The sequence below is a fragment of the Micromonospora sp. CNZ296 genome, assembly GCF_007827635.1.
In genome coordinates this window covers 16,461-38,846 of the sequence record NZ_VISW01000025.1, presented here as the reverse complement: position 1 = coordinate 38,846, position 22,386 = coordinate 16,461, and the positions used below count along the sequence as shown (strand labels likewise).

General features: G+C 68.4%; 21 protein-coding genes. 3 read left to right on the top strand and 18 right to left on the bottom strand.

The features are described from left to right. Positions 1-295: 295 nt before the first annotated feature. The gene (locus tag FB455_RS30075; protein ID WP_186466471.1) at positions 296-1,705 is read left to right on the top strand and encodes a RelA/SpoT domain-containing protein; all 1,410 of its coding nucleotides are present in this window, start codon (positions 296-298) and stop codon (positions 1,703-1,705) included. A 283-nt stretch (positions 1,706-1,988) separates the two neighbouring features. Here the strand turns inward: FB455_RS30075 and FB455_RS30070 are convergent, their stop codons facing one another. The 18 genes from FB455_RS30070 to FB455_RS29980 all read right to left on the bottom strand — a co-directional run bounded on the left by FB455_RS30070 (position 1,989) and on the right by FB455_RS29980 (position 20,595). Then, a complete protein-coding gene (locus FB455_RS30070; protein ID WP_145755592.1) occupies positions 1,989-3,017 on the bottom strand; it encodes a C40 family peptidase in 1,029 nt (342 codons plus the stop codon). A 203-nt stretch (positions 3,018-3,220) separates the two neighbouring features. Continuing rightward, positions 3,221-3,589: a hypothetical protein gene (locus FB455_RS30065; RefSeq protein WP_486481618.1), complete on the bottom strand. Its 369-nt coding sequence runs from the start codon at positions 3,587-3,589 to the stop codon at positions 3,221-3,223. A 184-nt stretch (positions 3,590-3,773) separates the two neighbouring features. Further along, a complete protein-coding gene (locus FB455_RS30060) occupies positions 3,774-4,763 on the bottom strand; it encodes a DUF932 domain-containing protein (RefSeq protein ID WP_145755591.1) in 990 nt (329 codons plus the stop codon). Between the two features lie 70 nt (positions 4,764-4,833). Continuing rightward, positions 4,834-6,063 (bottom strand): MarR family winged helix-turn-helix transcriptional regulator, encoded by a 1,230-nt coding sequence (locus FB455_RS30055; protein WP_145755590.1) that lies wholly within the window; start codon positions 6,061-6,063, stop codon positions 4,834-4,836. Positions 6,064-6,234: 171 nt separating this feature from the next. Beyond that, a complete protein-coding gene (locus tag FB455_RS30050; RefSeq protein WP_145755589.1) occupies positions 6,235-6,828 on the bottom strand; it encodes a hypothetical protein in 594 nt (197 codons plus the stop codon). A 12-nt stretch (positions 6,829-6,840) separates the two neighbouring features. Further along, positions 6,841-7,569 (bottom strand): hypothetical protein, encoded by a 729-nt coding sequence (locus FB455_RS30045; protein WP_145755588.1) that lies wholly within the window; start codon positions 7,567-7,569, stop codon positions 6,841-6,843. Positions 7,570-7,656: 87 nt separating this feature from the next. Next, a complete protein-coding gene (locus FB455_RS30040; protein WP_145755587.1) occupies positions 7,657-8,352 on the bottom strand; it encodes a hypothetical protein in 696 nt (231 codons plus the stop codon). Between the two features lie 308 nt (positions 8,353-8,660). Beyond that, positions 8,661-9,512 (bottom strand): replication-relaxation family protein, encoded by an 852-nt coding sequence (locus FB455_RS30035; RefSeq protein ID WP_145755586.1) that lies wholly within the window; start codon positions 9,510-9,512, stop codon positions 8,661-8,663. 202 nt (positions 9,513-9,714) lie between these two features. Then, entirely contained in the window at positions 9,715-12,180 is a 2,466-nt protein-coding gene (locus tag FB455_RS30030) for a type IV secretion system DNA-binding domain-containing protein (RefSeq protein WP_145755585.1), read from the bottom strand. Beyond that, positions 12,177-13,928 (bottom strand): TraG/VirB4 family ATPase, encoded by a 1,752-nt coding sequence (locus FB455_RS30025; protein WP_145755584.1) that lies wholly within the window; start codon positions 13,926-13,928, stop codon positions 12,177-12,179. The genes FB455_RS30030 and FB455_RS30025 overlap by 4 nt, the downstream gene beginning before the upstream one ends. Beyond that, positions 13,925-14,818: a PrgI family protein gene (locus FB455_RS30020; protein ID WP_145755583.1), complete on the bottom strand. Its 894-nt coding sequence runs from the start codon at positions 14,816-14,818 to the stop codon at positions 13,925-13,927. Before FB455_RS30020 ends, FB455_RS30025 begins: the two co-directional genes overlap by 4 nt. 3 nt (positions 14,819-14,821) lie before the next feature. Continuing rightward, the gene (locus FB455_RS30015) at positions 14,822-15,802 is read right to left on the bottom strand and encodes a conjugal transfer protein TrbL family protein (protein WP_145755582.1); all 981 of its coding nucleotides are present in this window, start codon (positions 15,800-15,802) and stop codon (positions 14,822-14,824) included. Between the two features lie 2 nt (positions 15,803-15,804). Continuing rightward, positions 15,805-16,095, bottom strand: coding sequence for a pilin (locus tag FB455_RS30010; RefSeq protein WP_145755581.1), 291 nt, complete (start codon positions 16,093-16,095; stop codon positions 15,805-15,807). A 543-nt stretch (positions 16,096-16,638) separates the two neighbouring features. Next, on the bottom strand, positions 16,639-17,175 hold the full coding sequence (locus FB455_RS30005; protein ID WP_145755580.1) for a DUF6985 domain-containing protein: 537 nt from the start codon (positions 17,173-17,175) through the stop codon (positions 16,639-16,641). Between the two features lie 66 nt (positions 17,176-17,241). Beyond that, positions 17,242-17,931 (bottom strand): SMI1/KNR4 family protein, encoded by a 690-nt coding sequence (locus FB455_RS30000; RefSeq protein WP_486481617.1) that lies wholly within the window; start codon positions 17,929-17,931, stop codon positions 17,242-17,244. A 569-nt stretch (positions 17,932-18,500) separates the two neighbouring features. Continuing rightward, entirely contained in the window at positions 18,501-18,917 is a 417-nt protein-coding gene (locus FB455_RS29990) for a hypothetical protein (protein ID WP_145755579.1), read from the bottom strand. A 171-nt stretch (positions 18,918-19,088) separates the two neighbouring features. Beyond that, positions 19,089-19,730 (bottom strand): DUF7003 family protein, encoded by a 642-nt coding sequence (locus tag FB455_RS29985; protein WP_145755578.1) that lies wholly within the window; start codon positions 19,728-19,730, stop codon positions 19,089-19,091. Positions 19,731-19,866: 136 nt separating this feature from the next. Beyond that, the gene (locus tag FB455_RS29980) at positions 19,867-20,595 is read right to left on the bottom strand and encodes a hypothetical protein (RefSeq protein WP_486481616.1); all 729 of its coding nucleotides are present in this window, start codon (positions 20,593-20,595) and stop codon (positions 19,867-19,869) included. 316 nt (positions 20,596-20,911) lie between these two features. Here FB455_RS29980 and FB455_RS29975 point away from each other — a divergent pair, with 316 nt between their 5' ends. Together FB455_RS29975 and FB455_RS29970 are read left to right on the top strand one after the other, a co-directional pair. After that, a complete protein-coding gene (locus tag FB455_RS29975; RefSeq protein WP_486481615.1) occupies positions 20,912-21,487 on the top strand; it encodes a hypothetical protein in 576 nt (191 codons plus the stop codon). Continuing rightward, complete coding sequence (locus tag FB455_RS29970; protein WP_145755576.1) at positions 21,480-22,322, top strand: DNA methyltransferase; 843 nt, start codon at positions 21,480-21,482, stop codon at positions 22,320-22,322. Before FB455_RS29975 ends, FB455_RS29970 begins: the two co-directional genes overlap by 8 nt. Positions 22,323-22,386: the final 64 nt, after the last annotated feature.

Genomic DNA, 22,386 nt, shown 5'->3' with positions numbered 1-22,386 from the left:
CCTTGGCGGCTCATGGAGCTCAGGTGGCGTCCGGATCTGCCGAGTTCAGTGAATGTCAGCGACGGCTGTTGCAGCCGAGGTACTCCTTCTGGAATGGAGCCAATCGGGCCAACCTGGGCCAAACGCATCCCTGGCGCCCAACTCTCGTCCGGTAGTCAGCGCCTGAGAGAGGGTTGCCGATATGATCCGTGATCTACCACGCTTGGTTCGCTGCAGCACGTCGCTGCCAGCGCGGCAACTCGATGCCGTCTCCCCCGGGCGATCGACAGCGGAAACGGTACTTACGGAGGCTCCGTTGACAGACCTGATGCCGTTCTCATATGAAGATTTCAGGGAATGGTTCGACGACTACACCGACCGCTTCCTCGAGCCAGCCCGCGACTCCGCATACAAGGCATTGACCTCTCATCTGCGGTCCGAACTGACTGAGATGGAAATATCGCGCATCAAGGTGTCGCCGGGCCGGGTTAAGGGCAGGGAGCGAACCTGGCGAAAGCTTGAGCTGCCCAAATACAAGGCGCGCATTGATTCACTCGAAACGATACCATCTATTCTCGATGACCTGGTAGGCCTCCGTATTACCTGCAACAACAGGTCGGACGTGCAGCGAGTAATGGACATCGTCCGTGACCTAGACGTCTATGCGGAAGGAATGGAGCCGGTCCTTTGCCAGGAGCAAGGCTCATACCGCGACTATCTCGAGAAACCGAAGGCCAGTGGCTACCGTGCTGTGCACATCAACCTACTAACTTCGGTACCGGCTGGCCTCAAACGCAAAGTGATTACTTGCGAGCTTCAGGTTCGCACACTTCTGCAAGACGGCTGGGGCGAGCTGACGCATGAGGATACCTACAAACCCGGCAGTGCCACTCCACCCCTCGTCGGACTGCTGAGTCGCAGGATGGCGGACCTGCTGGCAGCAGTGGACGATATTGCTCAGGACATTCGCGACGAGCTCGACCGACTATCGGGACAGAATATCGAGAACGCCGCCGTTGTGCACAAGCCGTCGGGAATCGCTTCCATTGATTCGGTCGCGCCGAGGATCATGCCTCTTGAGCCTGCACTCGAGACCGCAGTTGTGCGCTACTTGGCCGATCGGGTCGGAGACTTGGAACATCCCATCGATCTGGCAAGCCTGGCCTGGGAGTTGGCGCGGGAATTCGGGCAAGAAATTAGCAACGGCTGGTTCGGGAAAGGATCATTCAAAGACTTCCTGACCCAGTCTGTTCCGGACGCCCGGGTGATTAATCAACCGCCGTCCTTCCTTCTTCCGAAAGATTTCGATGGAACCGCGTTGCTTAGGAACATCGAAGCGCATCGCGGCCTTCCAACGACGGCCTTCCTCTTCAAGCAGGTCGACGGTGGATTTCCATTGCTGTCACACGAATCGTTGGCTGCTGCCTACGAGCGGCTCGCTGCGGCCTCGCAGGTTGTCGACTGGAGCGATCCGGAAACGACGGTGATTGGTCGGCTCAACGAGATGACGTTGCGAGCGCGAGATATGAATGACGAAGAACACTCGATCTCCCGTGCGCATTTGGATTACATCGCGAAGTCGTTATTGTTTTCGAGGAAGCTGGACGGGCCGCTCTCAGAGGAGCAGGTCCGATCCGTTTTTCGCGAGTCGTCTATTAAGCGCATCGGTGACATCGTCAAGCTCAGCAAATCACAGAAATTGGCGTTGAAGAAGTGGCTCGGATAGACGGGACTTGCAACCCCGCAAGCGGCTTTGAGGGCTACTTTGAACAGCGCAATTTCTGGGCTAATGGAGTTAGCGCCTATCACTACCCGACAGTTTCGTAACGTACACACTCTTCTGCCGCGATCCGGTCGCCAGTCCGCGTCTACCGATCATCCGTCGTGAGTGTCGAAACCGGATCGTCGAGTCGCACATCAGTCGAAGGTTGAGCAGATGCGAGGGCCACGGCGCCCGGCAAGCGGCATCCGGCGGCATCGACTGCCCCGAACCCAGGAACGTGCCCTTCTCACGCAGGCTCCTGGACGATTCGTCGGATCTTGGCGATCTGGTCGATCCAGCTGCTCAGCTGAGTGATCTTGACGACGTCGCCGGTCTGGGGGGCTTGGATGATGAGTCCTTCGCCGAGGTACATGCCGACGTGGCGTGGGTGGGCCGGGGTGCCGTTGCTGCCGGGGATCAGGATGAGGTCGCCGGGTAGCAGGCGGGTCGGGCTGGCTACTGGTGTGCCGGCGTTGGCCTGGTCGGTGGTGATACGCGGAATGGACACGCCGGCTGCTCGGTAGGCCGCTTGCATCAGGGATGAGCAGTCGCACTGTTTGTGGGGGTCGTTGGAGTGCGGGTCGGAGCACGAGCCGCCGAAGTAGTAGGGCGTGCCGAGCTGGCCAACTGCCCAGAACACCGCGGTTGTCACCGCTGGCGGAGTCTCGGAGGGCAGCGTGAATCCGGCCGGTAGGGCGGCCAGTGCATCGGCGGTGCAGTCTGCGAGGGTGCTGGTGAGCTGCTCTACCAGGCGGAGGGCATCGTTGGTCCATCTGGCGTACGCGTCGGGGTAGGCCGAGGCTTGGACCGCCTGGGCGGCCTGGGTTAGCGGCATCGATTCCCAGCCGGAGATTGTGAGGAGCTTGTCGAAGAACTTGCCTGCTTGATAGGCGGGTTCAGACAGTTGTGCGACGGTGCCCCATCCCCGGCTTGGGCGTTGTTGGAACACCCCGATGGAGTCGTGGTCGTTGCGGGCGCCTAGATGGGGCAGATTGCGGAGGCGGGATTCCTGCATGGCGGTGGCCACGGCGATGACCCAGCCCCATCGAGGGATGCCCTTGGTGACGCCGGTGTCGACGATGGTCGCGGCTACGTCAAGTTGCTCGGCATCCCAGGCGCCGACGGTAGACGGTCGCCCGGAGGGATACATGTTAGGTATCACGGCGGTGCCGCACCCCCTGGAGCCGCCGCCCATGACGGCCGTCAGCAGGAGCATGGGCAGGCCGAGGCAGGCAACGACGACGAGGCTGACAATGCCGGTGATGGCTCTGGTCATGGCGGCGGCCTTTCAATACGGCTGGGGATAGCTGATCGGACAGGGACAGTCGGGAGCGTGCTCATCGGCGGCGGAACGGACAGGTGCGCGGAGGGCTTCCAAGGTGGTGAAGCGGAGAATGACCGTGGGCCGCCCACGTGGGCGGCCCACCTCAAACTGCTCGATCAGCCGATGAACGTGAGGCGTGTCAACACCGGCTGACCTCACACCCCTGTACCTCGGTCGTGCCTGGACCGGTCCTTGGTCGTCTGGTCCTGAGTGATGTGGCGGTAGATCGCGATGCATCGGAGGATCAGCTCGTGTGATGGCAGGGTCAGTAGCCGCTGCCGTTTGTCCTCGCGAAGCTTGTCCCAGATGAGGACGGTGACGCTGGCAGACCACACGTCCACAAGCACACCGTCGATCTTTGCGTACTGCCGGGCGGCGACGATGCGTCGCAACGTGTCGATGAGCGTGGCGTCGCCCGGCGGATGGTTGGCGTCGTCGGGGCGGGCGGCCTCGGGCAGCAGGGTGTAGCAGTCCTCGCAGGTGTAGTCGATGCGCGGCGGGTGGTCGGCTTCCCACCGCTGCACGTCGGTGGCGGGTAGGCCACATACCGACTGCCGCAGGTCGCGGGGGTGGCGGAGGTGGCCGGTCATCGGCGGGCCCTCGGGTATGCATCGAGCCCTCGGGCGCTGGGCGGAGTCACGTGAGGTGTCCGTTCCTTCGGGCCGGGGCAGCGGCGCGGTGACCGCTGCCCCGGAGACGGGTGTGCGGTCAGATCTTCAGTAGGTCGAAGGCGGCGACTTTCAGGTCGCCGGTGTTGCCGGTCAGCACCCGGTTGGCGCGGACGAGGTCGTTCTTGGCGGGCTGGTAGTGGTCGAGGTATTCGGTGATGGCCTGGTATCCGGCCCACCGGCTGCCGGTGATGGCTTTCTGGGTGTCGGCCTCGCGGATCAGGTACTTGAGGGTGCCGAGGCGTTGCTTGGCGTTGTTCTTGGCCTGCTCGGACGCGGTGTCCTTGACCGGCCATACCTGCGCGACGACGTTCTCGAACTCCCGCATGGTCAGCTCCGCGTTGAGCATCCGTTCGGCGGCCTTCTCGAAGGTCTCCATGTATGTCCACATCAGGCCCAGGGCTTCGCGGGCCTGGCTGATCTGGGAGTTGACGTTGGAGGTGTGCCGGAAGGTGTAGTGGCCGACGGCGTGCTGGAAGGCGGCGCGTTGGGTGTTGGCGCAGACCACCCGGATCGGGCTGGCGTCTACCCGCAGGGCGGCGCTGCCGTCGTGGGAGGTGGTGCCGATGAGGTACAGGTCGAGGCGGTCCACCCCGGCGATCTCCATCGCGTCGGGCAGCTTCATCGTGACGAACACGCTCTTGCCGCGGCGCAGGCTGCCGGCGGTTTCGAAGTGGGCGCCGCCGACCTGATCGACGAGCCGGTCGAGCATCTCGGCGCACTGCTCGTTCTGGACGACCGTGTAGTCGGTGCCGACGATGCCCAGGTATTCGGTCTGGCCGGTGACAGGGTTTCGGCGTACGGTCATCCGCTTGTCGTCGGCGGGGACCTGCACCTCGGCGCCGTTGACGATGTCGATGCCGACGGTGCGGATGGTGCGGACGCCCCAGTCGCCGAGGCGGGCGGCGGCCATGATCTCTTCGGCCTTCATCGTGTCCTGGGTGACGGTGCCGAGCTGGTGCCAGGCCGACAGGCGTGCGCTGGCAAAGGCAGTCGTTCCGTCGGTGTAGGTCTCGAGTTCGTGCGGCACGGGATGCTCCTCTCGATGGGCTGGCGGGGGCCGAGTACGTGGCTCGGCCCCCGCAGGGAAGTGGCGTTGGTCAGGACTGGTCGGTGCTGCCCGCGTCGGTCTCGACGGGGTTGTCGCTGTCGGGTTGCGTCGGGTGGACGAAGGTCAGCGGCGCGTCGGAGACCAGGACGATCCGGCCGCTGGCGGCGGCCTTGGTGCAGTTGTTTCGCACGGCCCCGGAGCTGATCGCGCGGCCGAGTTGGCCGGCGAGCACGGTGGCGATGTCCTGCGGGGTCATCTGCTGGCCGGGGTTGGCGGCCAGGACGTCGAGGGTGAGTTTTTCCAGTTCGCCGCGGCTGAACGGTGGGCTGCCGTCGGCGTTGACGGTCCCGTCACCGCGCGGGCCCGTGCTGCGGGCGACGCGCGGCGTGCGGCCGGGTGCGCGCAGCGGCATGGCGACGACGTGGGTCTCGCCGTCTGCGTCGACGACGTGCAGCGTGCCGTCCGGTCGGATCAGGGGCAGCACCGCCGCTGCAGCGATCGGCATGCTCGTTTGGCCGCGGATGACCTGGGAGCACAGCGGGCAGCGGGGCGGCTCCGGGTTCGGGTCCACCTCACTGGCTCTGGTCGGGCCTGCGACCCACCGCTCGGGCAGGCCGGGCAGTCGACGGGCGGCGTCGGCCTGTTCCATCGCGGTCAGCAGCCGGGACGCGGTGGCGTGTCCGATGCCGCTCTCAGCCACGATCAGGTCGATGGTGGCGCCGGCGTCGCCGTAGTCGGCCAGGACTCCCTTGATGGCCATGACCTTGCGGTCACCGGGCCGCGCCGGCTGCACCGCAACGACGGCGGAACTCTCACCGGCCTCGCTGCTGTCGTCGTCGCGTCCGCGGCTGTCGTCGTGATCGGTCTCGTCTCCCGCCTCATCCGGCGCCTTGTCCGCGTGATCCTCGCGGGATGGATCAGCTGCGCCGCCGTTGGCAGGTTCGCTCGCCGAGGTGTCGAGATCCGATCCGATGAGCTGCTCGCTTTCGTCCGCGGCGGCGGTCTGCTGGTCGCCGAGATCGACGGCAGCGTCCGGTTCCGCAGCGGCGGCGCCGTCCGGGGCGGGCAGGGCCCACCGGGTGGACACGCCGCCGGCCGCATCGGCGTCGGTGTCCACCGGAACGATCAAGCCGGCGTCGGCCAGGGACTTGAGTGCCTTGTCGGTGGTCGAGCGCGCCTTTCCGGCGCGGTCGGCCAACTCGTGGACATCGCCCTGGCCAAGATCGGTCAGGGCGTCGAGGACAGCCTGCGCTGCAGGCGTCAGGGACAGGTCTTTCATGGGGTTCCTCTCTTGGAGACGTAGTTCAGATAGCGGCGCGAGTGAGGCCGCCCGGATGGTGAGCCGGATCGCGGGTGACAGCCGGGGCGGCAGGCGCGCGTCGGGAGCGCCGTGCCGTGCGAGGTGTGCCATTCGTCGCCCGGTGAAGGGCGCCGCGATGAGACCGGTCGATTACCGGCCTGAGGTGGTGGATGCGCCTGCCGCGGGCTGCAGGGTGTAGAGGCGGCCCTGGGTGCGGTCCCGGTAGATGCCGGCGTCGCTGTGGGACAGCCGCACCGAGCTGACGCTGCCGGGCGGCCGACACCGGGCGTCGGAGCTGCCCACCCTGATGTGGGCGGTGTGTCCGGCGAGATTCTGCGCGCGGCAGGAGTCGGTGTGCGGCAGAACGACCAGCACGGTGTCGCCGGGGTCGACGTAGCGCCGCCGTACCTGCTGCCCAGGGTGGGTCAGCGCGTAGGCGGTCCGCGTCTCGTCGCCGATGAGGGCGTCGATCCGAGCGCGAGTGTTGCCGTACTCGCCGGCCAGGGTCTGGATCGTCTTCGCCGATCCCGTGATAGCGGCGGCGGATGCATGTAGGTCGTCTTCGTTGAGGAGTCTGGTACGCAGGTGGTCGACGGCGAGCAGCAGCTCGTCGCGTAGGTGCCGGAGATCGTCGGCGGCCTCGGGTAGGTGCGCGGCGGCGGGGACGGGGTCGACGGCGTGTTGGTCGAGGGTGCGGCCGGTCGCCGCAGTGATCCACCGCTCGACCAGGTTGAGGTGCGGCATCACGCTGCCCCGTCAGTCGGTGAGGTGGACGAGTTCGGCGGGGGTGAGCTGTGCGGGAGTGCGGTTGTGCCAGGCGTCGGAGTGGCGCAGGTTCCACCAGCGCAGCAGCGTCCGGCAGGCCGAGGTGAGCTCACCCCGGATCGGCAGGGAATACACCGTGGCGAGCGGAACCTGATGCGCACGGGCGATGTAGGCGGTCGGCGCCCATCCCCGTTCGGTGCGAGTGACTTCGCCGACGATGCGCTGCGGGTAGGGGATGTCGAAGGCGGCGGCGGCTTCGGCGTCGGGTATCACCAGCCACGTGTCCGGATCCTTGCGCTGCAGGGTCGCCACGCCACGCGACGGGTCGCAACGCCGCAGAAGCAGGTGTCGCTCGTCGCCTTCGTTCATCGGCCGGTGGTTGCGCCAGGCTCGGTAGCAGGCAGTGAGCGTGACGCCGAGGACGGTGTGCCGCTCGCGGGCGGCGAGAGCATCGGTGACGACCTGGTGGTGACCGGGGATGTACAGGCCGGGGTGCGCAGCCAGTCCTCGTCGGCCTGTTTCGGCGAGTGCACCCAGTCGGGTGAGGGCCTGGTCGAGGTTGGTGGTGCTGTCGGTGAAGTCGAGCGCGGTCTTGTGCAGGAGGCGGGCGAGGTCACCGATCGGTTCGGCGGTGGCGGTGTCGTGGCGCCACTGTTGCTCGGGCAGAACGTCGTTGGTGTCGGCGGCGATGCGCCGCAGCACCGGATCGGTCAGGAACATCAGGGGTCTCCTTCCAACGGTGGGACATGGCGAAGGCCGGTCGCAGCAGGGCTGCGACCGGCCGTGGTGTTTCGGGTCCGGGGGGTGTCAGGCGATGGTGACGGCGCACAGCCGCGCGCGTGGGTCGAGGCTGCGCAGGTAGGCGCAGGCGTCGTTGAGGAAGCGGAACCGGTCGGCGACGGAGCCGCCTGCCGGGGTGAGGAGGCGACCGTCGGTGGTGATCAGCGCATCGCCGACCAGGGCGATGCGCCAGTGCAGGCCGGTGTAGGTGGCTTCGCCGGCTTGGTAGGCGGGCAGCTCGTACGGGTCGAGGTGGTGGGCGAGCATCGCCAGGACGCGGGGTTGCTGCTCGAAGCGTCGGCGGGCCTCGTGGGCGCTGACCTTGGCGGGATCGGCGTGGTGCTGGGCGAGGTAGTCCTCGAACGGCCGGGCGACGGGAGTGGTCGCGGCGACGTGGGTGTGCCAGGCACGCCAGCGCAGGGCGGCGTCGTGTGCGGCGGTGGCGGCGGTGCCGGTCAGGTCGAGGCGGCTCTTGCGGCCGCCGGCGGCGATGGTGATCGCGCCGAAGCGGCGGGCGGCGTCGAGCAGGTAGTAGCCGATGAAGCGGGTCAGCCAGCCGATGAGGCGGCGGTGTCGGACGCGGTAGCGGCGCGACGGCGTGCCGTTGGCCTGCAGAAGGTCGTGGACCTTTTCGGAGGCGGCGAACCAGTCGGCGTCCTGGCCGGGGGCGAAGCAGACGGTGATGACCTGGTCGGTGAGGGACGTGTTGGTGGGTGCGGGCATGACGGGGTGCTCCCTTCGCGAAGGCGCGGTTCGACTGCGGGTGTGGTGGTGCCACCGGGATGCGGCGTCTGTGGCGGAGTGCTGCCGGGAAAGGCGCGGGGCGGGGTCACGGGGCCGACCGGATGGTGGGCCGAGGGGTGCCCCGCTGGCGTGGGCAGATCCGGGGAGAACAGACGGGCTGCGGTGCGAACAAAAGAGAAGAAGCTGCACCGTAGCGTCGTGACCTGACAGCACGCCCTCGACCAGTAATCGTGATCATGTGCTTCACCTGCGTTGACAGGTTCCGGCGGGTCGGCTGACAGGTCATGTCAGAGGACGAAGACTCCGTCGTCGAAGTTGGGGTTGTCCGCCACCGGCTGACCATGGTCGGTGGGTAACTGCGCGAGCCCGACTCGGCCGGTGGCGCCGACCGGCAGCCACACCGCTTCGGCTGGGTCCGTGTCATGGGTGGCGGTGGCGACGAGGACGTCGCCGCGTCGCCCGCGCAGGAGCCGGTGCAGGTGTTCCTCCCGGGCGGCGCTGCCGAGCCAGAACAGCACCGGGTACCGGATGCCGACGCGTCGGGTCAGGGTGGCGTAGCGGTCGAGTTTGCCGATCAGCCGGCCCAGCGGCTCGGTGCCGGTGTCGGCCTCCAGCCAGAACCCGACGCTGGCGCCGGCGGCGGTCCAGATGCCGTGGCCGTCGGCGGTGATGGTGCGAAACTGCCGGGTGGTGCTGCGTTCCGACCACCACCGGTCCAAATGCGTCTCCGGATGGCGCCGGGTGTGGGCCTTGAGCCGGACGAAGAACTCGTTGACGGTGAGCAGGTGGGTCAGGGTCGGGCTGGCCGACACCCGTTGCACGGCTTGCCGGCTCGCCCGCGCGGTCGGCTCGGGGCGCTCGTGGGCGGCGGCCTGGAAACGACGCCCGTTGTGGCCGAGGGTCCAGTGCCACGGATGGCTGCCGCCGCCCGTGCGCGCGAACCGGAACCGGTCCAGCAGGCCCAGCCCGTACAGCTCGCTGAGGCGGATCTGGCAGGTACGTCGGGCCAGGAAGAACAGCTGGTGGATCTGATCGGTGGTCAGGACCTGATGGTCGTCGAGGAGGTGGAGCAGTTGCCGGTCCCGGCTGGTGATGTGCGGGTAGATGGCGAGCAGGTCAGCAGAGCGTGATTGCGGCATGGGTACCCCTGCAGAGAGAGTCCCGGTAGGGAGTCTGGACGAGTTGATCTCGCGGACAGGCCGACGGCAGGCCAGATACGGGCAGGTCAGGCACCTGACAGGCCGGCGGGGGAGGGCTCGGGTGAGGCCTCGTCTCCCGGACACCCCCAAGCGAGCCCTCACCGCAGCACCCGGACGAGGCCCGAAACGAGCAGGCCTTTGCTCAGCGCTCCCGGCCGGCCATCCGCCGTTTCATCGCCGAGCGGGCGACCTGCTGCATCGGCGGCTCACCGTCGGCGCGGCGGTGCGCGGCGGCGCACTCCTGACGGATCGCGGTCGCCTCACCCACCACCTCCGCCGGCGGGTTGGTGGTGAACGTGAACGCAGGCAGCTCGCGGTTGCCGACCAGCAGCCGCGCGGCGGCGGTGTAGACGTCGAGGTGGGCGAGGTCGTGCTCGTCGAGCTCCGGTCTGGTGTGGCGCGACAGCTCGCGGGCGTCGGCCGGGTCGACGTTGAAGAACAGCTTCGACCGGGCATTGGCTGACACCGCCGCGGCGACATCCTTCGGCAGCTGCGCCAGGTCCTGGTGCGCCAGCACCAGACCCAGCCGGAACCCTCGCGCCTCGGCCAGCATGTCCCCGACCGAGCCGGGCAGGGTCAGAAAGTTCTGACACTCGTCGACGTACAGCACGGCGTCGCGGCGCTGGTCCTCCGGGACGCTGGCGCGGGCGATGGCGGCCTGCCAGACACGGGCGACAATCAGCGAGCCCAGAATCCTCGTCGTCTCCTCCCCGAGCACCCCCTTGGGCAGCCGGCACAGCAGCACCCCACCGTCGAGCACCCCACCCATGTCGAACGAGCTGTGCGCGTTGCCGATGACCGACTTGACGAAGTCGCGCAGCAGAAACGCCCGCAGCCGGGCCAGGACCGGGGCGATGACCTGCCCGCGGAACTGCTCGTTGATGCCGTCGTACCAGACCCAGAACCCGCCGAGACCGTCCGGGTCGTCCAGGCCGTGGGTGAACCGGGCCCGGAAGTCCTTGTCCTGCAACAGCGACGGCACGAGGCTCAGCGTCGGTTTGGCGTGGCGCATCAGCGTCAGGCACGCCACCCGCATGGTGTCGTCCATCCGCGGCCCCCACTGCCCCTGGAATATCTTCGCGAAGATTCCCACCAGGTTGTCGACCGCCAGGTGCGGGTCTCCTCGGTCATCGAGCGGGTTGAAGCAGCCGGGGTTCTCCTGGTCCGGGTCGATGATCACGATCTTGTCTGCGGAGGTGGCGGGGAGCCGGTCGAGGATGTCGGTGATCAGGTCTCCGCGCGGGTCGATGACCACCGTGCCCCGGCCGGCTTTGATGTCGCCGAGGATCATGTTCAGCAGCAGCGTGGACTTCCCGACGCCGGTCTTGCCGACCACGTGCAGATGCTGGCGGGCGTCGGTGACGGTCAACCCGACCTTGTGGCGGCCGATCTGCGCGCGGCCGAGCATCTTGACTCCACGCCCGCCGCCGGGGACCTGCACGGGCGCCGGCACAGCCTTCGCTCGGGCGCGGTCCAGGCCGGGCACGGCAAGGTCTTGCGGCAGCGCGGCGAGGGCCGCGAGTTCCGCCACGGTGGCCAGGAACCCCCGCCGCAACCGGCGCCCGGCGAGGGTGGCGGCCGGGTGGGGCATCTTCATGCGCCGCAGCCGGTTCGGGCCCGTGTACGTGGCGGCGGCCGAGGCGATGGTGTGCCCCAGCCCGATCAGCCGCTCACGGGTCTGCCTGGTCCGCTCCGTGTTTGGTGGTGTGGTGTCCGGGTCGCGGGCGACGGCGAACCGGACCGCGATCTCGAAGTGCGGTACCCGCACCGCCTTGTCCACGACCGTGCGGGCCTCAGCCGCGGCCACCGGATCCCGCTCGGCCACCCGACCCGCCGCAGCCGAGGCGCGCGGCGGCCTGGACGGGCCCGGCGTGAACACCTCGAGCAGCCACAGCAGCGGCTCGACGGCCAGCCTCGCCATGCCCGACACCGCCCGCGCGGCCAGGTCCGGCCGCCTGTGCGGGTGGGTGGCGGCGGTTGCCGCGGCCCGGCGGGCGGCGCGGACGCGGCGGGCTCGCGCCGGCCGGGCGAGGACCTGCACGCAGGCGTGCTCGCGAGGGCCGACCTCGGCGCCGGCGGCGAGCAGCGCCCGCAGCGGATCAGTGTCGTGGTCGCCGCGCAGCGGCAGCCCATCGGGGTGCTGCGGCCAGTGCGCCCCACCCACCCCCTCACCGACCAGCGGCGGGATCGGCGCGGCGGCATCTGCGGTGGTGATGGTGGCGGCAGGCCAGGCCGCGCGGACAGCGGCCTCGACCGCGCCGGGCGGCACCGTGCCGGGCACCCAGACCCGGATGATCAGCGCGCGGCCGGTCCACGTGTACTCCCAGCCGACATGCGGGTAGCCGAACACCCGGCGGCGCCACACCGACGGCGTCAGGACGCCGGTGAGGGTGGTCCAAAACGCTGCGGCGGCCTCGGCAGTGACCTGCGGTGGGGCAGCGACGGTCAGCCATCGCGCACCGGCGGTGAACCGCCGGTGCCGCCAGGCGAGCACCTGGTCATGCCCGAACACCGCCGCGACAACGATCGCGGCGGCGACGAAGGCCAGCCACGGCCGGGCGAGCACCCAATGCCCCATGTCGGCGGGCCAGCCCGGGGTGACGGTCACTCGGTCTCCCCGATGCCCGTGACGGCGATCGTGTGCTCCGCGGCCGACCCGACGGCACGGAACGGGATCCGCGACCGGCCCGCGACGAGCAACCCCTCACCCCGGGGCGAGGCCAGCAGCAGCCGCGCCTCACCCGCGGTGAGGTTGAACGCCTCCACCACAGCGTCGATCGACTGGGTGCTCTGCCGCATCAGCACCTGCGTCGCGGCGTTGGACACCACGGCGAGCCCCAGGTCGGTCGACAGCACATCAGCCGCGTCCTGCGTGACGACGCACAACCCCGCCGACCGCTTGCGGGCCGCCTTCGCCATCCGGAACAGGAACCGCGCGCCCTCGCCGTCGCGCATCAGCAGCCAGGCCTCATCCACCACCACCAGATGCCGACCCCGGCTAGTGCCGGCCGGCGGGGTGTCGATGCCCGACCAGATCGAGTCGAGCGCCAGCAGCGTGCCGATGGTCCGCAGCTCGTCGGGCAGGTGTCGCAGCGACCAGACCACCAGGTGCCCATGCGGGACCGTGGTGGTGGGCCCGTCGAACAGGCCGGCGAAGTTCCCCACCGTCCAGGGAGCGAGCCGGGCGGCCAGCTGCCCGGCCGCCGGATCATCGTCCCCGGCGAGCACCTCGGCCAGGTCACGCAGCAGGGGAGCGGGCTTCGTCCAGGTGCCCGGGTCGGCGTTGATGCCGGCGCGGGCGTAGGTGGCGGTGATGGCCCGGTCCAGGGCGGCACGTTCGGCCGGCGGCGGGGCCGCACCGAGCATGACCGCGATCAGCGTATGCAGGTACAGGCCGCGTCGGGTGAGCGTGTCCGGCCGCCGGTCATCGGGCAGGTCAAGCGGGTTGATACGCACCCCGGGCACGCCCAGCTGCACCACCGTCCCACCGACGTGGTCGGCCAGCGGCGTGTACTCGTCCTCAGGGTCGATGACGCTGACGGTCGTGCCCTCATACAGGTTGCGCAGAACGTCGAGCTTGACGAAGTAACTCTTGCCCGCCCCGGAGCGAGCGAGGACGACCGAGTTGTGATTGTCCTGCGCCCACCGGTTCCACACCAGCACCCCGTTGGAGGTCGTGTTGACCCCGTACAACACCCCCTCCGCCAAGGGAATGCTGCCGGGGGTGGGGGCGGGGAGGTCCGGCGAGGCGAGGGGAAACGCCGCCGCGAGAGCGGTGGTGTCCAGCACGCGGCGCATCCGCAGCGGATCCACCCCGACCGGCAGGGTCGAGAGCCAGCCCTGCTGGTGACGGAACGTCGCCGGCTGCAGGTCCAACAGCACACTCGCCGCCGCCGACTTCACCCCAGCGGTGAGGGTGGCCAGGTCGTCGAGGGTGCGAGCGTGGAGGGTGACGTAGATGCCGACCTCGAACAGCTTCGCCGCCCCGCGGGCGACCCGCTCAGCCAAATCCGCGGCATCGGCTGCGGCGGCCTCGACCATCGGATCGCCCAGCCGCCCGGCGTCGGCGTCGAGCCGACGCGAGGATTCGAGGCGGGCGCGTTGCCGCTTCAGCATCGGCGAGGCCAACTGCGGCACCACCGGGTCCAGGTGAACGGCGACGTCGACGCGCCCAGGGTAGGACAGCAGCGGGTCCAGCCACGCCGGGCCGACCTCCGCCGGGTAGCCGCACACGACGTAGGTGGCGGCGTAGCCGTCACCAACCCGCACATGCGACGGTGTGACCGACAACGCGGCCGGCCCCGGCACACCCTCTACGCCTCGGACACTCTTCTTGGGGGTCTTCACCAGGCTCATGTGCTGCTCCGCAGAGTGATGGGGACGCCGGGCACCGCGCGCGGGCCGGGCACCGGTGGGGAGAACGGGTCGACCGCGCCCGCGAGCGCGGCGCACACCGCAGACCCGTCCAACACGGCGGCGTGCACGCCGAGCCCGGACAACGCCCGCACCGCGGTGTCGCCCGCTCGCGCGCCGGTGACGACCGCCAGGACCTGCCGGCGCAACGGATCACGCTCGCCGTCAAGCTTCAGCAAGAACGCGGCGTGGTCCTCGGCGGCGGCCTGCAGCGCCCGGTGCGGCAGGCGCCGGGCGTTATCGGCGACGGACCGCGCATGTGCGGCCAGGTCGTGGCGCTGCGCGGCCACGACGATCTGCGCCGGCCCGGTCAAGCCATTGAGGAACCGGCCGAACCCGTCCAACAACGCCCCCTGCTCCCCGCCGGTGCGCAGGTGAATGTTGGTGGTGCCGCAGGCGATCACCACCTTGTCACTACCCGCGCTGGTGAGCACACCAGCGGGGCTGACCGCCGTCACCGGCGACCGCAACAGCGCCGGCACGATCGGCTTCCCCTCCACGGCCGCGCCCGGGACCGCGCGGGCCGTCCCGGGTGTCAGCACGCGAGGGCTGTGCGAGAGCGTGAAGGCGTGCCGCAGCCACACGTCCAAGGGCAGGCCGTCGCGGCGGCCGAGCGCCACCACGACCGCGACCGCGAACACGACAGCACCGCCGACGAGCCACACGGGCCGCGGCAGCAGATGCCCGAACGACCGGTAGACACCGGCAGCGGCCAAGCCGACGCCGCCAATGATGCCGAGCTGACGGAAGGTGAGCCCGAACGCGACCCGGTCCGGCTCGTTGACGTTGGCCGGCACCACCGCACGCGGCACCGCCTCATCCAGATTGCTCATTGATCACTCCGGGCTGGGGTAGACGCCGGGCATGTGGCGGTAGGGCGGGCGGATGGGGTTGCTCGACGCCAGCGGCGTGCGCCGGACCGGGGCGGCTCTGAGCCGGCCCAGGTTGCGGGTCATCCCCTGCAGGGCCACCGTTCGCAGGACGACGCCGCCGATGCCGACGCTGCGGCCCTGCTGACCGGAGAACCGCCGCACCAGACTCGGAACCTTGACCGTCATCCACAGCACGACGACCACGAGCAGCAGGTTCAGGGTGTCGGAGCCAGGTAGACCGAGCAGGACTGGCAGGTTCCCCCGCGGATCGATCACCAGGTTGACGCCGGCCGAGAAGGTGACCGCCTGGATCGTCGGGGTGGCCAGACAGCTCAACACCGACCGCCACCACAACTGCGCGACCCCCTCGGTCCAAGGGGTCGCGTGGCACGCCAGGGCCACCGGCGCAACACCGGCCAACACGACCAGCACCGCGATGCGGGTCAGCCAGCCGCCGACGAGCAGGAACATCAGCACCACGATGAGCAGCCCGATGATCAGCATCAGCAGGCCTGAACTCGGATCCCCCATCGCGGAGGCGAGCCGCGCCTTGACGAAGGTGACCGCCTCGGTCGTCGGGGCGTCCACCCCGGCAAGCGACACGGTCAACGCGTTCGCCACCTCAATGAGCACGCCGGTCAACGGAACTGCGAACGCCGACAGGACCAACCCGACCACGAGCCGCGGCACGAGCTGCTTGACCGTGTAGCGGGTCTCGATGGAGTCGCCCAGCATGACCGCGGCGCCCGCGGCGACGATCGCGAGGATGAAGCAGGCGTCGACCACGAGGGCGCTTTTCCCGGCGATCGACTGCACCTGCGGCAGCCCGGTCACATCCGGCGACACGAAGATCGAGGACGTCAGGAAAGCCAGCAGGCCACCGAGGAGATCGATTACTCGCTCGGCGAGCCAGCGGACCAGATCGTTCATCACCCAGGTGGTCATCCTCAGCCGCCGAGGATGCCCTGCAAGACCTGCAGGATCACCGGGGCCAACACCGCCAAGGCGTAGCCGACCAACGCGGACTTGAAGTTGCCCTTGGCCTGCTCGACCTGGGCCGGGTCACCGCCGGCGGCCATGTACCGCAGACCACCGATGACCAGGAACATCGTCGCGACCAACGCGATGATGCCCATGATCCAGCCGGTGATGTTGGAAATGACCTGATTGATGGAATTGACCGCTACCGGCTGTGGCGCGGCGGCGATCTCCGACAGGACGGACAGCGTCAGGTGCATGACGGCACTCCAGAACGGTTCTGTGTGCCGCCCGGCGGGAACTTGACGAAGGGCTGATGTGGGGTCGGTGGGGGCGCTCCTCCCTTGCGGTCTAGCGCAGGGATAGCGGTGTCAGTACGCCGCGCCAGCCATGCCGAACTCACCTCAGACCCCGCCGCGCAAACGACCCCCGCCGGGCGGGCATGCCATGGAGGACATGCACCGCCCAGAACGGGGCTGTCAGACAGATCGAACCCGCCTGCCGCCTGTCACGCCCCGACACGACCAGTCAACGAGCGGGCAAACATTCGACCCTTGACCCTGCTCGAGCCGGCCCGGCACCCGCTCAGCGCAGGCTGCTGATGCGCCTACAACGCGCTCAACTGCCGATGACAGTTGCATCCGATCTTGGCAGTTGGCAGGGTCCCAGCTCGCAGGGTTCGTCATCTGGATCCGGCACAGCGCCGCCTGCGCTCCTGTCGCCTTCAGTCGACTCCCGAAGTTCTGTGGCGCGGCCTCTGTCGCTTCGAGTGCATCGAGCGCGGCCCAATCTAACTGCAACCGTCACCGGGAGCGGTGGTACACGACGCCGTCGAGTTCGTCGTCGGCGTGGGCGGCCGAGTTGGTGAGGTGGCCATCGTACGGTCCAACCTTGGTCACCGTGGCGCCGTCGCGGAACACGATCTGCAGGCCGTGCTCAGGTTCCCAGGCGCACTCGCATTCGACCGAGACATAGACGTGCTGATCGCCGTTGGAATCGCGTACGACGATCGGCTCGTTGCCGAGCTGGACGTGGGCCAGGACGTCTTCGGGGCCGCTGATCTCGACGTGCCACTCGTCGTCGCCAACGGCCAGGATGTCATCCAGGACGTCGCGGTAGTAGGCGTAGATCGACGACGCGGCCTCGGCCAACGCCGAGTGGTCGAGCGCGAGGAAGTTGCGAATCGCGGCGTGGAAGTCCTCCTGCGCCGGGTCGTCGTCGTAGCCGTCGATCATGATGAGGCAGGGTCCACCGCCTAACACCGGCACCGGTATCGGCGCACTGCGATACCAACCCAGATCGGCGTCCTTGACCACCGTACCGAGATCGGGAATCTGCACGCCCTCACCGTAGTGGTCGCTGTGGGGCCGACTCTGATGAGGCGTCCGCATTTGCCGCCTTGCGTGCTACAGAGCGTTCCGGCTCCATCGGGACTGGGTCTGCTCTTCGGCCTGTTCGAGCCAGCCTCGGTACCAGCGCGTGAAGCCTGTCGGCTTCCCGTCGGGCTCGTGCAGAGGCAGGAACCCGCCGTCGCTGGCGGTGTCGTCGCCCCACATCTGACCGCGAGCTGGTCCGCTGATGACGAGGGCTTCGCGGTAGGCGCAGCCAAGGTGACAGAGATAGAGCAGCCCGATGGAGTGTTCGGGCGAGAAGACGACAGCTTCGTGCTGCTGCCAGTAAGCGTCTTCAGCCTCGTTGAACTTGTTTTCGGAGTCGAAGTCCGCCTCACCAGGGGGATCGGGCAGGTCGTCTGCGGGGTTGAATGCTTCGGTGTGCGGGAACGGCCGGCTCAACGTCTTCAGGTCGGTGAGTTCGGCACCGCCGCCTTCCCAACGCCAGCGGCCGTCTATCCGATGAACGGGAAAGAGGCCGTACGCCGGGCCTGCGCCCCCGCGACTGACCTGCAGGAGGAAGGAACGGTACTCGGCAGGTAGCTCGACATCTAACTGTGATTCCAGCTCGGCCAGCTCATCCGTGGTCAGAGGAGGCTCGCGTCGCCACTGATGACCGCTGGCTCCGAAGACCATGCCGGCAAACGGGTGCGTCGACAATCTGGCCAGGCGATCGGGTACATCCGACCAATCCGAGAGGATCACGGCAACACCCTAGATGTGGTGCTGCGGGCGCGTTCTCATGCCGCGTATTGGGCGCGGTGACGGGGCCTGTTGCGCCCAGGAATCACGGAGTGTCAGCTGAAAGGTGGCCGGTCGACGACTTCTACGTACACGATCAGGTTGTCGACCACATCAAGGACGAGCATGCCCGACCGGTCCGGGCTGAGCCCGACGTTCCGGTGGCCGGCGCCGTAGGCGCCGTCCGGTGGAGGCTGCGTGTAGAAGCTCTGGCAGAAGGCGTCGCGGCAGCCACATGCTGGAGGATTCGGAGGTCGGCGACCTGCCCCGCCAGGTCATCCTCGTCGGCTTCACGGAGCGCGCCGGCAAGTTCCGCTGCGAGTCGCGGCCATCGGTCGCTGACCAGTGCGGATTCTTCGTGCGTCATCGCCTGCGACGGCAGACGGCGAAACCCTCTTCGTCGCTCTCATCCCCGCCGCGCGTTTGCGGGTGCCCGGCGTCGTTCACGCTCAGCCGGCCGGCTCGGCGTCCGCTCCGTCGAGGCGCAGCTCGGCTACGAACTCGGAGAAGGTTTCGGCGACCGTTCGCCAGGCCTAAGGCGCAGAGCTGGTCCAAACATCGCTGGCAACGACTCGTGGATCAGCCGAACTCGTTCGGTAGTCGAGCGCAATCGCGGTGTCGTCACCGGCGTACTGCGCCACGGCGATGAAGAAGGCGCGGTCAACGTCAAGCCACGGGAGTTCGACCGCACCGGTTGCCGTCGGTTCTCGCGCGCATCGGAACAGCTCCGCCGTTTCGTCATCCTGGATCAGGCGGTCGAGCGACTGTGACTCCCGCTCCATCTGCTCGATGCTGCCGAGAAAGTCCAGCAGATCGTGGAACCAGGGCATGACCCGAGCGACAGCAGGCTCGCCCGGATGGTTCCACCTGCCCTCCCGCAGGAGAACGAGTAGCAGGTCAGGAACAACGAGACCGCGGACCCGAACCGTCGCCGGATAGTCGTCCCGCACGCTCGTCCCTTCGTGGTCAGCGCGGCTTGCTCGTCGTCTCGTCGGGTATCCGCTCATGCCGCCGACGGGCGCGGCCGGTTCACCGCAGCCATGGCAGGGCGGGATCACGAGCGCAGACGGTACAGGTCATAGGCTCTTCTGCTACGAGGTGAGTGGCTTGGTCCGGCCCGGCTACAGGCTTCCCGAGTCCGGCCAGTTGGACCAGTGGGTGTTGGGCGGCAGGCTCGGCGCGTATCGCCTGAGGTCGCCGGTTGTCAGGACATCGGCAATCTGGCGGAAGGTCTCAGACTCGCTGGGTCGTAGCCCGCCGGCCAGGTCGGGGTGGTTCCACTGGTCCAGCCGGAGCACCTCGGGTATGTCGACCCGGATTCGGCGCCGCAGTTCTTCCTCGTCGGCTAGGAGAAGCTCACGGTGGCGTGGAACGAGCCGGCGCAGCACGTCGACCAGGTCCTCGCCCGGCTCGGCGGCAAGGGCGATCGTCTGCCCACGAACCACTACCGGTCCTCCCTGGTAGGTCTCGGGCTCGTCGGGATCTTCTATCTCGTTCCAGTTGTCGACTCGGTCGAGAAAGTCACCGTTGCCATAGCCAGGTTCGCCGCTGGTTAGGCAGTTGCCGAACACGTGGAGCACGTCGGTGAGGTTGCCGGCCCGTGGCGAATAGCCGACCGCCTCGACGATGAGGGCCCACTGCTCAGCGTCGCGATATCCATGTAGCCGAACGTCAACAGCGTAGTTGTAGCCGTGGCCCAGGTCCGGAAACAGGAACTCCTCGGCTGCGGCGTCGAACTGTTCGAGGACCTCGACCGAGCGCATAGCCGAGCAGTGTAACCAGGCACGCCCGTGACCGGAGAGGCCCGCAAATGCCGCCTACGTGCGGAAGAGGCGCGGGTTGGTTCCTTGTGGGTTTCATGCCGCTGGCGCCCCGCCCCGGAGGGTTCGACAGCCATGGTCAGTGCCTGTGAGGTCGGTATCCGGAAGGAATCGGGCCGGACAGGTCGCCCCGGCTGACAGCGGCGGCCACGAGGTGCTCGGCGCGACGTCGGCGCATCCGCAGTGCAGGTGCGGTCACGCCTTGTTCGGCGGCCAGGTGCTCGATCAGGGCGTTGCCGAAACGGGTCGCACTGATCAGTTCGGCCGTGTCGGGGGTGATCAGGCCGACGGCAGTTGCCCGGCCGAGCAGTAGATCCGGGTGCCCGTAGGGCATTCTGGGTGTCCGCGAGCCGGTTGCAAGCTCGGGTGGCAGTTCCTCACTATCGTCGACCTTGACGACGGCGACTGCGGCGCGCCAGGCGGCCCAGCACAGCCGGAGCCATAACCGCGGCGGCGCCAGGTCTGCGGTGCGCAAAGCGTTGAGGAAGCCAGCGAGGACTTCGGAGTCCACATCGTCGGCGTGCCTCGGCCTGCCGCGGCTGATCCTTGCCGCAAGGTGCGTCAGCGCGGGGAGCGCGACGCCGATCGCGCCTACGACCCAGGCCGGTCCCCACGCGCGGGCGTGGTGGGCCAGCTGTCGCCACAGCACGTCGGTGGTGTCGCTGCTGTGATGCTCGCTCAGCAGCAACGTGCGTAGCTCGTCCAGCGGCAGTGGTCTGTCCGGCAGGCCCGGCACCGGCCGTGCGTCGAACATTAGCGGTGCGGGTTCGCAGGTCAGCAGTTCGAACGCCTTCTCGGCGGTGGTCAACGCCGTGTGGGTCGGCGTCGCGTACGTCGTTGGTGCCACAGTGAGGTCCCCTCGATCGGAGGACGTCGCCTGTTGCGACGTTCCCGAGGCCCTCGATTGGGACAGCTCGACCTGACACCAAAGTCGGTTGTCAGGGTCGGACGGGGCGTGTCCGACCCTGACAGGTTCACACCTCAGGGCGGGCCGTGCCTGCTGACCGGGCGCCGCTTGCCGTCGAGCTGATGGATCCTGTCAGACCAGGGGTGGGTTCGATCGGCCTGTCAGCGTGGTCCTGGGAATCGTCAGTACGTCCGCCGGTCCGGGGGCCACCGTGCCTATGACCGACAAGAATCCACGTCGCGCACCCGATCCTGTGGGGGATGTGGTGCCCGGCGACCCGCCTGTGCCGATCACCGTGTGGCCGGTCCCCGCGCCGCAGGTGGGGGAGACCATGTCCAACGCGATGGGTGTGCGGCTGGTCCACAATCTCAGCCGCCGATCCGATCTGATCATTGACTTGGCGGTGGGGCCGCAGTTGGCCCGCGCGATTATCGGCACGCAGCGCCGTGCTCATCTGATCCTGACGGGTCCCGGAGGGCGGGGCTCGGAACCGGCGGCGCTGATCGTCTCCGGCTGGCCGCCTCACGAGGCTGCCGTGCCGGAGGAGTTCTTCACCCGCTGCCGTGCGAGTCTGGTGCCTGGTGGTTGCGTCGCGGTGCTGCTGCCGCACGAAGACGTTGCCCTGCCTGTCGACGTGGTCGTCGCCGCCAAGCGCACCGGACTGATGTATCTGCAGCACATCGTGGCTGCTGACCGTCCGCCCCGGCGCGGCCTGCGCGCCCACCTCGACATCCATACCGACGTGCTGATCCTGACCAGAGGCACCATGCAGCTCGGCGACGGCCATGGGTGACTCGCTGCCGGTCACCTCGGTGTGGCTGACCTGCCAGATACCCGCCCGTGACCAGCGGCGCGGCCGGTACGTTCCGACGACGTCGAGCCATCCGGCCAAGATGCTCCCCCACGCGGCTGCTCATGCCATCGCCACCTACAGCCGGCCGGGGGATCTGGTGTTCGACCCGATGTGCGGCTCGGGGACCACCTTGGTCGAGGCCATGCACCTCGGCCGTCATGGACTCGGCATCGACATCGAACCTCGCTACACCGCCATCGCCGAGGCCAACATCGCTCTTGCCATGGGGCAGAACGCCCCGGGGACCGCGCGGGTGTTCACCGGCGATGCCACAGGCCTGCTCGACCTGGTGCCCGCCACCGTCGTCGGTCAAGTCGCGCTCGTGCTCACCTCGCCGCCCTACGGCCGCGGCACTCATGGACTGGTCCAGACGACGAGCGCCGGCGTGCGCAAGCGAAACCACCACTACGGGGACCGGCGCAGCGGAAACCTTGCCTACGGTGGTTGGTCGCGTCTGCTCGACGGGTTCGCCGCGATCCTCGCCGCCAGCTACCGGCTTCTGCGCCCCGGCGGGATCGTCGTGATCACCTGCCGGCCGGTGCGCCGCCAGCGCGACGACCTGATTGACCTGCCTGGCGAGCTGCTCACCGTCGCCCGGTCGGTTGGGCTGATTCCGGTGCAGCGGTGTGCGGCGATGCTCGCCGCTGTCCGCGACGGGCATATCGTCCACCGGGCGAACATGTTCGTGCTGCTGGCTGTTCGCCGCGCTCGCAACGACGGCATTCCCATGCACTTGATCGCGCACGAGGACGTCCTTGTGCTACGGCGACCATAGACGCCTCCGTCGGTGCCGCAGCCGAGCTACCAGCATCGCGGCGGTTGGGCTGTCAGATCCTGAC